Source organism: Nocardia sp. NBC_01503, assembly GCF_036327755.1.
Lineage (GTDB): Bacteria > Actinomycetota > Actinomycetes > Mycobacteriales > Mycobacteriaceae > Nocardia.
In genome coordinates this window covers 4,295,241-4,308,609 of sequence record NZ_CP109596.1, presented here as the reverse complement: position 1 = coordinate 4,308,609, position 13,369 = coordinate 4,295,241, and the positions used below count along the sequence as shown (strand labels likewise).

Below are 13,369 nucleotides of genomic sequence, written 5' to 3'. Positions count from 1 at the left end.
TCTTGGTCAGTGGGTAGGTCGAGTGGTGAACCGGGGATCGCGCCAGAGCCCGAGATCGAAGTACAGCGTGGTCATCGAATCCCAGAGGACCGACCAGGGCTGCTTCGGCCCCCGAACCTTCCAGACCGCGACCATGCGATCGATGCCCGGAATACCCATGGGATCGTCGACCCGCACTATCCGCTCCACCTCGTCGAAACGGGCGCGCAAGTCGAGCTCGGCGGTATCCAATCCGACGAAGATGGCCGTGGTCGCCGAATCCGGTGGCGCACCGAAGAATCCGAAGCCTCGGCTCGGACTGTAGGTGGCGGGCAGGTTGTACTTCCCGCCGAACTCCTCGACAGCGCCCGCCTGCCAGTAACCCTGGGTGATGATGACGGCGTGCGTCTTCTCCTCGGGCGTCAGCGTGTTGTAGCCGGTGTCGACGGCCTCGACCAAGGCCGACCAATTGGTGGTTCCCCAGAACGCCGACCGAATGCCGAGGTCGATGGCGTCCTGGGTCTGGCTGCGCCAGGTGGACGGCAGGGGCAGCAGGGTGAGCGTGCCGACGAACGTCACCACGGTGAGCACCACGACCGGAAGGATCGCCAGGTTCATCCACCGCTTCCGGGGGTACCGCCACAGACCGACCGCTCCGAAGGCGAACATCGCAGGGAAGAAGCCCGTCGGGTAATAGGGCCGGCCGTGCGTGATAACGACGAACGCGGTCATCAACAGCAGCGCGACCGCGATGAAGCGATACGGACGCAGCGCCTCCTGCCGAATCACCGCGTAGAACCCGACCATGATCAGGAGCGTGCCCAGGAACCCGGCCAATCCGAGCCACTGCGGGAAGAATCCGGGCGGGCCGTAACCCGTGGCGTCCTGCTCCGCGCCGATGATCGTGCCCATGGCCAGCTGCGGCCAATTGTGCTGCGACTGCCAGTACAGGATCGGGACCAGGGACAAGGCAAGGATGCCGGTGGCGATCCACAGTGCGGGGCGACGCAGGATCTCCCGGGGACCACACAGGATGACGGCGATGCCGAGGCAGGCCCAGACCAGTGGAATCATCCACTTGACCTGCATATCGAGGGCGGCGACCAGCCCCGCCGCGATGATCAACCGGTCCTGCCGCGTACGAACCCAGCGGATGAACAGCCAGGTGATCACGGCTGTGAAGGTGGCGTCGAAGGAGAAGGTGCTGAGCGCGCACTGGGTCACCAGCAAGTAGGACGTGGCATAGGTGCCCGCCGCGAGCAGTTGAACGCGGCGGCTGGCGCGGAGTTCATAGGCGATGAGCGCGGCCACCACGATGGCGCCCACGCCCATGACGACGGCCGGGAACCGCACCGCCGTCACCGATCCCGGTGCGAGCGCATCCGCGATGTGGGCGAACAGGGCCACCACCACACCCTGGTCGGCATAGGTGTAGTCGAGTCGCCGTCCGGCGGACAGGAAATAGAGTTCGTCGCCGAAGAAGTCGTAGCGCCCGGCACTCGCCGTCAGCGCGATCATCGAAATGAAAGCCATCAGAGCGACACCACGGAAAGCGAACTTCGGCTGAGTATCGGAAATGATTTCCGGTTCGAGACGAACCGGAGCGACCGCTGTCATGAACTGCCCCCACAAAACTTTCCGACAGACGTTATCGGCGGCACCCGCCGGTGTCGCCGCATCTGTTCGCTGATGAACCGATTCCTCCCCGGCAGCGAACTGATGAGCGCAGGCCCTCGCGGGCTCTCACGGTCGTGCTCGGATCGTTCAATTTTGTGAAATGTTAGTTTGTATCATCGGAACCCGCAAATGCACCGCCTTGCTCGGGTAATAGCGGAATGATGTCAATGCCAATTCTGCAGTTATTTATCGGAATGACTTTTGTGAGCCGCGTTACAAATGAAATAAATACCCGTTACTCGCCGGTATCAATTCACCCTCCGTTCGACGGATGGATGTAATGGGTTCGACTTCGACGGGCATCGATACACATAGGACGTGTCCCATGCCCCCAAAACTATTGGCATGACAAATAGTGGTGGGCTACTGAGCGGATTCGAAACGACGAAGGCCCGGTCCAAGCGGACCGGGCCCTCACCTCAGTGGACCTGTCAGCGCCGACTGCTCAGGTAAGCGGACCCGGTGGACACGATCGAGATTCCCTGTCCGATGAGAGTTGCGATGACGCCGAGGATTTCCATACTGACCCCTGTTTTCGATTACTGCCGTTGTACGACGGTCTTTCCCCGCCCGGTAAACCGATACCACACGCCCGGCCGGCATGCACACCGCCGCAGATCGGACAGTCGCATGAAAATGGCCCCCATCCGGTTTCCCGAACGGGGGCCGTGGTGACGAGCGTGCGCGCGCGGGTCACCACATGCGCGGTCAGGCCGTTTTGACGCCGGGCGGGTTCCAGGTGCCGTCGATGATCTTGCTGTCAGGCCAGTACAGTCGCATCAGCAGGTTGAACTCACCCGATTCCGGGGCGGGCAGCCAGTTGGATTCCCTTTCCGGGCCGGGGTTTTCGCGCTGGATGTAGACATCCAGCGAGCCGTCGGGATTCTTGTGCATCTGCTCGCCGCGTACCGCGTAACGGTTGATCGGGTTGGCGACGAAGAAGCCCTTGTCGTTGTACATGGTCAGCGACCAGAACGCGCGCACGGGCGGGATCTCGTCGGCTGCGAAGTGCAGCACGTAGTTCCGGTCGGAGGTCAGATTCGCGCCGGTGGCATCGATGCGGGTGGCCGGGTAGATCGCGTCCTCGGGCAGATTCGCTCCCAGCCCGCTGTAGGCGACCAGTGCGCGCTGGTCGTAGTCGGTGCCGTAGGTGCCCATGCCGGTGCGGGCGATATTCCAGCCGTTGGCCGGTGTGCCGCCGAGATCGACCTCGATCTTCGACAGTGCTTTGGGCCAGGCGTCCTCCCAGGTCTTGCGGTCGGAATCCGACAGCGTCGCCAGGTCGAGTTTCTTGTCCGGCGTCCACCCGGCCTTGGCCAGCTGGTCGAGCAGGTCCTTGTCCTCGGGCCGGGGCTGGTTGTGCGACAGGCTCGAGTAGTACAGGTCCCAGTACTGCTGTGGACTCAGATCGTGAATGTACTTCGCGACCTCCTGCCCGACCGGCCAGTCCGGATGCAGATCGGTGTTCTCCGGCGGCGTATACGCGGCGCCGGAGGCGCTCAACGGCGCGGCGGTCAACCGCTGTTGGATCGCGATGACCGCGGGAAGATCCTCGGGCCCGTTGACCTGGATACGGCCGATCATCCAGCCGCCATCGGTCGGCATCTTGTACTCGTGCACGCCCTCGGGAAGCGCACCGTGCCAGTTCGGGCCGGTGATGGCGAACTGGTAGGCGTGCCCCGCGCCGAGGGTTCGAGTGCCCGGTGAGGCTTGCACGTTGGTCCACATGTCCATGATCGGGAACAGGTGGTAGCGGTCGCCCATGTCCGGAACGCTGATCACCAGTGGCTCTTTGGACACGTCGTAGAACATCGACGAATACAGGGTGTCGACATTCGCGCGCACCACGTTGGTGAACGAAGCGTCCGGCAGGAACGCCAGATTCCCGAACTGATTCATCGGCGCTTCCCCGCTCGCCGCCGGGCGCGGCACGTTCGTCGACTGCCGGCGCGTGACCTCCACCGACACCAGCGGATAGGAATACGCGTAGGCCTTCATCGCCGCCTCCTCGTTCACCCCTGAACCCGACGACGAACTTGTCGAACACGCGGTCATGCCCAACGCGAGTACCGCTGCGCCGACCACAACAGTGAGAATCTTGCCTCGATACGATCTCGAACTCACAGGCCCTCCTCATGAGGCTCGCCACGATCGAACCAACCAGATTTGCCATTAAGTAGCTGCGGCGGTTTCGAGGCTAGACCTCCGCACCCGCCACATCGGAACACTCGACCCCCGCGTCGCAAGCTTCAGGAATATCCCCTGATCGTCGACGGTCGCCTCCAGAAGATCAGCGACGAGGTGCGTTGGAGCTACGACACCACCGAGTGGCTGCGGCCATGGTCGATCACCGGCGACCCATCTCGCACCGGCCAGGCTGGGCCGATCACCCTGCGCAACAGGGTGATCGAATGCGCCCGGAATCCGTTGCGGGACTGCGGTAGTTGACCGATGCGGTGCACGCCGAGGGCCCGACGACCTGCGCGCGGATCGGCCATGCGGGACCGGTCGCATGTACCCGAACGCAGCGAACCCGCAGGCCGATGACCTGCGGGTTCGCTGTTCAGTGGAGCTGCCGGGAATCGAACCCGGGTCCTCCGCCGCATTTTCAGGGCTTCTCCGTGTGCAGTTCGCTATGCCTCTACTTGGATCTCCCGGTCTCGCGAACAAGCCGGGATGACGATCCCAGTCGCTGTTTGATGTTCCGTGACTGCTCCGCGACCGAGCAGTACGGTAAGCCCTCTAGCTGATGCCAGTGACCGGGTCGAGGGCGAACCCGGGCTGACAGACACGCTCTACTGCTTAGGCAGCGAGAGCGTAGTCGCGCTGATTGGAATCGGCGCTTATAGGGTTGCAGCGACGCTTATACAGTGGTCTCCTGCCTGCACTGACACGCTTCCCCTGAATCAACGTACGCAGTCGAAACCGTTCAGCCCCGTCTGTGTTCACCGATTCGAGTGAACTCACCCGGCTCACACCGGGCGATTCATACTAACACCGCCCAAACAGCGGATCATCCCATTATCCGCGCGTCACGCACGGTGTTCGCCGAACGCGAACCCCGCGTCAGCGCATCCCCTTGATGCGGCGGCCGATCTCGCGGGTGACCTCCCGCTCGGCATCACGTTTGGCCAGGTCCTGGCGCTTGTCGTAGTCCTGCTTACCGCGGGCCAGCGCCAGCTCGACCTTGACCTTGCCGTCCGAGAAGTACATGGACAGCGGGACCAGCGTCAGGCTGGACTCCTTGGTCTTGCCGACCAGCTTGTCGATCTCCCGGCGGTGCAGCAGCAGCTTGCGTGTGCGCCGTGGCGCGTGATTGGTCCAGGTGCCGTGCGAGAACTCGGGCACGTGCAGCCCGCGCAGCCAGACCTCACCGTCATCGATGGTGGCGTAGGCGTCGACCAGCGATGCCTTGCCCTCGCGCAGGCTCTTCACCTCGGTGCCGACGAGTGCGATACCCGCCTCGTAGGTGTCGATAATCGCGTAGTTGTGCCGCGCCTTGCGGTTGCTGGCGATTACCTTGCGCCCCTTCTCCTTCATGCTCCCTCTATCGTCGCGTCGTTCGATGCGGAACGGGTTCCGTACCGAACTGTGTCCCGGGCTCCCGTCAGGGCCCCGGTCGAATCCGCCTTGTGCACTTGTGCGACCCAGAGTAATTGCCCCGGGCTGTCGAATATTCCGCGAGTTGGCGCGTCGCGCCCGGGGCGGTTCGTTCACACCGGGCGCGAGGCTCTTCAGCAGCGGGTTCGGGCGCGCGTCCGGTCATGCTCCCGGGGTCGCGTCCAGGACGACCTTGGTGCCGGGTGCGGCGGCGACCTGCAGGGTCCGCAGCCGCAGCAGGACCGGGTTGTCCTCGAGCAGCTTGGCGGTATTGGCCAGTGAACGCAGGGCGGCCGCCTCGGCGCGGGCGCGTTCGAGCTCGGCGCGACCACGCTCACGCGCGAGGATCGTCTCGAGGGCGGCCTTGCGCAGCTCACCCGGGAGCATCAGGTCCTTGGCGCGCACGCTGTTCACCCGGATTCCGAGACGCTCCACCTTGCCCGCGATTTGTTCGGTACCGATGGTCAGCAGGGCACGGTCGGCGATCAGTTCGTCGAGAGTGTGCGCGGCAAGCAGATCGCGCGCCACCTCCTGCATCGCGGCGTAGAGGACGGACTCGGCGGACTGCGCGCCGGTGGTGAACGCCACCGGATCGGTGACCACCCAGTCTGCGACCAGGCTCACCCGGACCGAGAGTCCGTCGCGGGTCAGCAGCTCCTGACCGGGGAGCTGCAGCATGCGCGGGCGCATCTCGACCGAAACCAGCGTGCAGCGGTCGGCGTCGTACTTGTGCCGGCCCGGCTCCAGGACTCGCTCCAGGGTGCCGTCGCGGAACAGCAGGGTGCGCTGCCAATCCATCACGGTGGCATAGGCATTCGTGAAAAGCTTCTTCTTCGTCATGTCAATCTCCTTGCCGCACAGGGCAATCAGGTACGACCGGATACGCCCTGCCCGGCCACGACGACGCGGCGGGAGTTCCCCCGCCCGCAGGCGGAGAGCTCGCAGAGCCGCGCTGTCGCGAACGACCGGACAGGGCGCATCACATAAGGAGTCGAACCTCGGCGGGTCGAAGACCCGCGTCACCAGAAAGTTGACCGCAACCGATACGGGGAACGCGGTCCGGAGATTCCGGTGCGCCCCTGACTCGCGGCCGAGATCAAAGGTAGCGAGCCCCACCCGTTCCAGGCCAACGATTTATTGCAGCCACCGTTCCGCACCCGGATATGCGAAAGGCCCCCGGCCACAAGGGCAGGGGGCCTTTCGAAGTAGTCCCGACGGGATTTGAACCCGCGCTACCGCCTTGAGAGGGCGGCGTCCTAGGCCGCTAGACGACGGGACCAGGATGCTCGCTGCGCTCCGACCAAGGTCGAACCGCGGCAGCTCCGAAAGCTTATCGTGCCCGCGCCCAGCCACCAAATCCGCTGACAGCGGCCTTGCTCTCAACTTTCTCTCCACGCCTGAGCCCGGTCGATCAGGATCGGAATCCCGGTATAGCGCCACCAGTGCGGCGAGACGGACCCATCGCTGAGCCCGCTCCCCGTGAAGTAGCGCTCAACCCCGACGATGTCGTGCACACCGGCGCGGGACAGTTCGTCCGATGTCATGTCGAGCAGGTCGAGTATCTCCGACTCGAGTATGCGTGGCCACTCGAATTCGTTGGGTATCGGACGGTTCTTGAACCGCGTGCGCAGTTCCTGCCACAGCCGGGGATCACCGCGCAATCCCCACTGCCAGGGCTCCCGATCGAACAACTCGTCAAGTGTCACGGGCGATCTCACTAGCCGAAGTCGGGTGGGAGTTCATCGAAGTCGGGGGGCATATCGTCGGGCCAGGGGACGTCGTCGTAGGACGGGGCGGGAGCGGGACGGGGCGATGACCGGGGTGCGGGAGGCTCGGATTCGCGCGCGGGGGCAGCTGCGGGTCGTGCGCCGGTGCGGGACTGGCTCGCGGCGGGGCGAGCGGGCTTTTGCGGGGGTGAGCCTGCCGAGGGGAATCGACTCACGGAGCCGGGTGCGGAAGGTGCGGTGCCGCTGCCCGCGGAGGCCGATGCGGAATCGGCGCTGCTGACCACCGCTCCGGCAACCGAAGTCGCCGGTGCCGAGGCGGTTTGGGTCCCGGAAGGCGCGCCCGCGATTACCTCGAGGACGCCTTCGCCGTATTTGGCGCGCTTGTTCTCACCGATGCCCGAGATGGTGCCGAGGTCGGCGAGGGAGGCCGGTTTGCGGGCGGCTATTTCGCGCAGGGTGGCGTCGTGGAAGACCACATAGGCGGGGACGCCGGTCTCCTTGGCGGTGGCGGCGCGCCAGGCGCGCAGCCGCTCGAAGAGGTCGGAGTCGCCGGGGGCGAGGTCCGGGGCGAGGCGGGATGCCTTGGCGGGCTTGGTGGTTCGGGCGGCCTTGACGCGCTCTTTCTCACGGCGGAGTTTGACCTGGCGGCCGTCGAAGAGCACCTCGTTCGAGGAGTCGGTGAGGGTGAGGACGCCGTAGTCGCCGTGTACGGCGATCAGACCTTGGGCCAGGAGCTGGCGGATCACCCCGCGCCACTCGATATCGCGGAGTTCGGTGCCGATGCCGAAGACCTTGAGTTCGTGATGGGCGTGCTGCTCCACCTTGGGATTGCGCTTGCCGATCAGGATGTCGACGATATGGCCCGCGCCGAAGCTCTGCCCGCGTTCGCGTTTGAGCCGCAGGATGGTGGAGAGCACCTTCTGCGCGGGCACGGTGCCGTCCCAGGATTCGGGGGCATTGATGCAGGTGTCGCAGTTGCCACACGCCTCGCCCGGCTGGCCGAAGTAGGCGAGCAGTTGGGTGCGGCGGCATTCGACCGTCTCGCAGAGCGCGAGCATGGCGTCCAGATGCAGTTGCAGCTGACGACGGTGCATGGCGTCGCCGTCGGAAGAGTCGATCATTTTGCGTTGCTGCACAACATCACTCAGGCCGTAGACCATCCATGCGGTGGAGGCCTGGCCGTCACGCCCGGCGCGGCCGGTCTCCTGGTAGTAGCCCTCCACCGATTTCGGCAGATCCAGATGCGCGACGAACCGCACATCGGGTTTGTCGATGCCCATACCGAAGGCGATGGTGGCGACCACGACCAGGCCGTCCTCCCGCAGGAACCGGGCCTGATTCGTCGCGCGAATCCGATTGTCCAGCCCCGCGTGATACGGCACGGCCGCAACACCATTGGCATTGAGGAAGGCGGCGGTCTTCTCGACCGAATTCCGCGACAGGCAGTACACAATGCCCGCGTCCCCGGCGTGCTCACCCTGGATGAACGCCAGCAGTTGCTGCTCGGGCCGATTCTTGCCCTCGATCCGATACTGGATATTGGGCCGATCGAAGCTGGCCACGAAGTGTTCGGCCGCGGTGAGATCGAGCCGTTCGGCGATCTCCTTACGCGTGGCGGCGGTAGCCGTGGCCGTCAGCGCGATGCGCGGCACATCCGGCCAGCGCTGATGCAGCATGGACAGCGCCAGATAATCCGGCCGGAAATCATGACCCCACTGTGAGACACAGTGCGCCTCGTCGATGGCGAAGAGCGCGATCTTCCCGCGATCGAGCAGCTGTGCGGTGGACTCCAACCGCAATCGCTCCGGCGCGAGGTAGAGCAGATCCAACTCCCCCGCCACGAAGGCCGCCTCGACTGCCCGACGCTCGTCAGGGAACTGGGTGGAGTTGAGGAATCCGGCGCGCACCCCGACCGCGTTCAGCGCGTCGACCTGATCCTGCATGAGTGCGATGAGCGGTGACACCACCACGCCCACCCCGGGCCGCACCAGCGCGGGAATCTGATAGCAGAGCGATTTGCCGCCACCGGTCGGCATGAGCACCAGTGCGTCACCACCGGAGATGACCTGCTCGACAATCGCGCGCTGCGGTCCGCGGAAACTGTCGTAGCCGAACGTCTTTCGCAGAACCTGGTGCGCCGCAGCGCTTCCCGCGTCCACGGTGGATGCGTTGTCGGTGACGGTCTCGACCTCCGGTGCGCTCACGCGGGCAATCCTACGGACCGTATCCGACACCCGTTCCGCCTTCCGCACACCACACGCAACTTCGCACCCCCTCCCGCCCGGTTCGCGAGTTATGCGAAAACCGGACGGGGGTGAGCGATTTCACTCACGCACGTAATACCGCAGTGCGCCGTAGGCCGCGAGCGCGGCGAATCCGATACCGATCGGCGTCACGATCAAGGCCACCGTGGCGATATCGTCGCCGGTGATGCGCGGCAGCACCTGATCGTTGAAGAGACTGCCCAGCGCCCGATTGATCACCAGCGGTTGCGCGATGAACAGGCCGCCGATCGCCAGCGCCGATCCGACCGCCGCCGCCAGCACCGCCTCCAACAGGAATGGCAGCTGGGTGTACCAGCGCGTCGCACCGACCAGTCGCATGATGCCGACCTCGGTCTTGCGCGCCAGGGCCGCGACCTGAACCATATTGGCGATCAACAGCAGTGCCGCCAGCGCCTGCAGCGCCGCCAGTCCGAATGCCGCATTGCGGAGTCCGACAAAGAAACTCACCAGCCGGTCGACGATGTCCATGTCATTGAGCACCGTCATCACGCCGGGCCGTTTGGCGAAATCGTCGTAGATGGACCGGTATTTGGTCACATCACTCAACTTCACCCGGAACGAGGCGGGCAGTCCGTCCTTGCTGACCTCGTCGGCGAGCCCGGGCTGATCCTTGAAGGTGGTCTCCTTGACCTCCTTCACCGCATCCGCGCTGTTGACGAACTGCACGCTCGCCACATCCCGATGCTTCTTCAGATCGGACATGAGCGTTTTGCACGGTTCCTGCGTGCAGTCCAGATCCGTCCGCGAAACGTCGTCATCCAAATACAGTCGGATCTCGACCCTTTGGACGTAGTAGTCCTGAATCTTGTCCGCCATGCGCACCGCCAGCAGGCCGCCGCCGAGCATGGTCAGCGAGACCGCGGTGGTCAGGATCATGGCGATGGTCATGGTGACATTGCGGCGCAGGCCGGTGAAAACCTCACCGAAAAGGAATCCGAGTCGCATTACCGGCCCACCCCGTAGACGCCCATCTCCTCATCGCGGACCAGGCGGCCGCGATCGAGTTCGACCACGCGTCGGCGCATGGCATCGACGATGGTGTTGTCGTGGGTCGCCATCACGACCGTGGTGCCGGTGCGGTTGATCCGTTCCAGCAGGGTCATGATGTCGGCGCTCGTCTCGGGGTCCAGGTTGCCGGTGGGCTCGTCGGCGAGCAGTACCAGCGGCCGGTTCACGAAGGCACGGGCCAGGGCCACCCGCTGCTGTTCACCGCCGGACAGCTCACTGGGCAGTCGATCGGCCTTGCCGGAGAGTCCGACCATATCGAGCGCCTCGGGCACCGCGCGGTGGATGAAGGTGCGCGATTTGCCTATCACCTCCAGCGCGAAGGCGACATTCTGCTCGACCGATTTCTGTTGCAGCAGCCGGAAATCCTGGAATACACAGCCGATGCGCTGGCGCAGTTTGGGGACTTTGCGGGCCGGTAGCTTATCGACCCGGAAATCCGCGACCCACACCTCGCCGGTGGTGGGTTTCTCATCCTTGAGCAGCAGTCGCATGAAGGTCGACTTGCCGGACCCGGATGGTCCGATCACGAAGACGAACTCGCCTTTTTCGATGTCGACAGAGACATTGTCCAGCGCGGGTCGCGTCGAGGTCTTGTAGGACTTGGTGACCTTCCGCAGGCTTATCACGGGAATCCAGTCTAGCGAGACGTGACCGTTACCCGGCCACGCCGCGCAGACACGCCGTTAGCGGGCTGGTGGCTCACTTGGGCCAGAGAGATGGTTGCTGAGGACCGAGTTCACCAGGACAGGGCGTTGCGGCTTGGTGGGTGTGTCGGGTTTGACGAACAGGTACAGCACGAACGTGGCGACCCAGACCGTCATCAGGATCGCCGTGGACTTACGTGGTTTCACTCAGACCCTCCCGGCGTAGCGCCGCGGCCACTCGCACCCGCAGCTCACGCCCGACGTCGAACTGTTTGCCCGGCAATGTCCGGGCCACCATCTTGATATTCATCTGGTCGACGGTGAGATCTTCGACACCCATGACAGATGGTTCGTCGAGCAGTAGTGATTTCAATTTTCGGTCGGCGAACGCCTTCGCGCCCACCTCGTGCAGAATCTCATTGATCTTGTTGATATCGGCGGTGGCGGGAACGGGGACGTCGATGGCGGCCCGCGCCCAATCCTTCGACAGATTGGTCACTTTCACGATTTGACCATTCGGAATGGTGATCACTTCGCCGTCGACGCTGCGCAGTGTGGTGACGCGCAACGTGACGTCCTCGACCGTACCCTCGGCGTCGACTGCCGATCCGAGGATCGCGATGCGCACCACATCGCCGAAGCCGTACTGTCTTTCGGTGATCAGGAAGAATCCGGCCAGCAGATCCTGCACGATGCGCTGTGCGCCGAAACCTATCGCCGCACCGAGTACCGCGGCCGGAGCCACCAGCCCGGTGAGCTGAAAGCCCAAGCGCTGCAAGACTTCCAGCGCCACCAGGAAATACACGATGGACAGTACGACCCAGGTTATGACCTGTGCCAACGCATGTCGGTGTTTGGCGGCCTCGGTCCGCACCAGCGAATCGCTGCTGCGGAACGAGGCGTCGATGTTCCGAGTGATCCGATCACGTACGAAAGTCGCTGCGCGCGAGAACAACATCGCGCCGACGATGAGCAGCACGATCTCGAGTCCGCTGGACCTGAACCAGTTTCCGAAGTCGGCACCGGTACCGGCGGCGAGAGTCGAACTGGTGCTCATTTTGCCTCCGCTTCGCTCCGGCGGTTCGCGACCCTCGTAACCCCGGATCTTCCCTCCTCCACTCCTCCGCTTCGCTCCCCCGTTCCGCCGGTCCAGATCCGGGGCGGGCCGCGAACAACCAGGGTGAAGGTTAAGCCTGTGTCTGCTGCTCCCGCATGCGCCAGCGGATTCCGGATTCGATGAAACCATCGATGTCGCCGTCGAGTACGGCGGAGGGATTGTTGACCTCGTAGCTGGTCCGGAGATCCTTGACCATCTGGTACGGGTGCAGAACGTAGGAGCGCATCTGGTTGCCCCAGGACGCGCCCTCATTGGTCTTGAGCGCGTCCATCTGGGCGCGCTCCTCCTGCCGCTTGCGTTCGAGCAGTTTGGCCTGCAGGACGCGCATGGCCGAAATCTTGTTCTGCAGCTGAGATTTCTCGTTCTGGCAGGTGACGACGATGCCGGTCGGAATATGGGTCAGGCGCACCGCCGAGTCGGTGGTGTTGACCGACTGGCCACCGGGACCGGAGGAGCGGTACACGTCGACGCGCACCTCGCCCTCCGGAATCTCGATGTGGTCGGTGGTCTCCACCACGGGTAGCACCTCGACCTCGGCGAAGGAGGTCTGGCGACGGCCCTGGTTGTCGAAGGGGCTGATGCGCACCAGGCGGTGCGTGCCCATCTCCACCGAGAGCGTGCCGTAGGCGTATGGCGATTTCACGGCGAAGGTGGCGGATTTGATGCCCGCCTCTTCGGCATAGGAGGTGTCGTAGATTTCGACGCTGTACTTGTGTCGTTCGGCCCAGCGCACGTACATGCGCATGAGCATCTGCGCCCAGTCGGCGGCGTCCACGCCACCGGCGCCGGAGCGAATATTGACCAGCGCCTCACGCTTGTCGTATTCACCGGCGAGCAGCGTGCGGACCTCGAGGGCCTCCACATCGCCGTGCAGGTTGGCGCGTTCGGCATCGGCGTCGGCGAGAGCGGAGGCGCGCGCCTCACCCTCCTCGTCCTCGGCCAACTCGTACAGCACCGGCAGGTCCTCGAGCCGCGAACGCAACTCCCGGACCCGTCGCAGTTCACTCTGGGCGTGCGAGAGTTCGCTGGTCACGGCCTGGGCGTGGTCCTGGTCGTTCCAGAGCTCGGGATCCGCGGCCTGCTGTTCCAATTCGTCGATACGCCGGACCAGCTCGTCGATATCGAGCACCGACTCGATGGTCTTCAGAGTCGCGTCGAGTTCGGCCAGGTCAGCGGAGACGTCAGGATGCACGGTGCTCAAGGCTACCGCCCCTTTCAAGGTCGATGAAACAAAGGCAGACCAGCCGCGTGCGCCGCGGCCGGGTGGGCGGTCGATACCGCCGGAGAAGTTCGAGGGTCGGGCGCGGCGGTCACGAACACGCGTGAACACAC

General features: G+C 64.4%; 9 protein-coding genes, 1 tRNA gene, 1 other RNA gene and 2 pseudogenes. 1 reads left to right on the top strand and 12 read right to left on the bottom strand.

What is annotated here, in order from left to right; genetic code table 11:
* Positions 1-6 precede the first annotated feature (6 nt).
* Positions 7-1,512 (bottom strand): ArnT family glycosyltransferase, encoded by a 1,506-nt coding sequence (locus OHB26_RS19375; RefSeq protein WP_330178684.1) that lies wholly within the window; start codon positions 1,510-1,512, stop codon positions 7-9.
* 852 nt (positions 1,513-2,364) lie between these two features.
* On the bottom strand, positions 2,365-3,654 hold the full coding sequence (locus OHB26_RS19370) for a DUF1254 domain-containing protein (protein WP_330178683.1): 1,290 nt from the start codon (positions 3,652-3,654) through the stop codon (positions 2,365-2,367).
* A gap of 413 nt (positions 3,655-4,067) precedes the next feature.
* On the opposite strand from OHB26_RS19370, the pseudogene OHB26_RS19365 reads away from it, so the two are divergent.
* Positions 4,068-4,187 (top strand): annotated as a pseudogene (locus OHB26_RS19365) (NADH:flavin oxidoreductase); the annotation flags it as partial.
* Between the two features lie 33 nt (positions 4,188-4,220).
* On the opposite strand, the gene ssrA reads toward OHB26_RS19365, so the two are convergent.
* From ssrA to prfB, 10 genes and pseudogenes are all read right to left on the bottom strand, one after another.
* Positions 4,221-4,593: a transfer-messenger RNA gene (gene ssrA, locus OHB26_RS19360) on the bottom strand.
* A 129-nt stretch (positions 4,594-4,722) separates the two neighbouring features.
* Positions 4,723-5,196: an SsrA-binding protein SmpB gene (gene smpB / locus OHB26_RS19355; protein ID WP_067566355.1), complete on the bottom strand. Its 474-nt coding sequence runs from the start codon at positions 5,194-5,196 to the stop codon at positions 4,723-4,725.
* Positions 5,197-5,418: 222 nt separating this feature from the next.
* Entirely contained in the window at positions 5,419-6,096 is a 678-nt protein-coding gene (locus tag OHB26_RS19350; RefSeq protein ID WP_330178682.1) for a slipin family protein, read from the bottom strand.
* A 366-nt stretch (positions 6,097-6,462) separates the two neighbouring features.
* A tRNA-Glu gene (locus tag OHB26_RS19345) sits at positions 6,463-6,535 on the bottom strand.
* A 100-nt stretch (positions 6,536-6,635) separates the two neighbouring features.
* Positions 6,636-6,962: a hypothetical protein gene (locus OHB26_RS19340; RefSeq protein WP_330178681.1), complete on the bottom strand. Its 327-nt coding sequence runs from the start codon at positions 6,960-6,962 to the stop codon at positions 6,636-6,638.
* A gap of 359 nt (positions 6,963-7,321) precedes the next feature.
* Positions 7,322-9,142: pseudogene (gene recQ / locus OHB26_RS19335) on the bottom strand (DNA helicase RecQ); the annotation flags it as partial.
* Between the two features lie 165 nt (positions 9,143-9,307).
* Positions 9,308-10,213 (bottom strand): permease-like cell division protein FtsX, encoded by a 906-nt coding sequence (ftsX, locus tag OHB26_RS19330; RefSeq protein WP_330178680.1) that lies wholly within the window; start codon positions 10,211-10,213, stop codon positions 9,308-9,310.
* On the bottom strand, positions 10,213-10,902 hold the full coding sequence (gene ftsE, locus OHB26_RS19325) for a cell division ATP-binding protein FtsE (protein ID WP_330178679.1): 690 nt from the start codon (positions 10,900-10,902) through the stop codon (positions 10,213-10,215). Before ftsE ends, ftsX begins: the two co-directional genes overlap by 1 nt.
* A gap of 211 nt (positions 10,903-11,113) precedes the next feature.
* Positions 11,114-11,977: a mechanosensitive ion channel family protein gene (locus OHB26_RS19320; protein ID WP_330178678.1), complete on the bottom strand. Its 864-nt coding sequence runs from the start codon at positions 11,975-11,977 to the stop codon at positions 11,114-11,116.
* A gap of 130 nt (positions 11,978-12,107) precedes the next feature.
* Positions 12,108-13,229 carry a peptide chain release factor 2 gene (gene prfB / locus OHB26_RS19315; protein WP_330185708.1) on the bottom strand — a complete coding sequence of 374 codons (1,122 nt, stop codon included), beginning with the start codon at positions 13,227-13,229 and terminating at the stop codon, positions 12,108-12,110.
* Between the last annotated feature and the right edge of the window lie 140 nt (positions 13,230-13,369).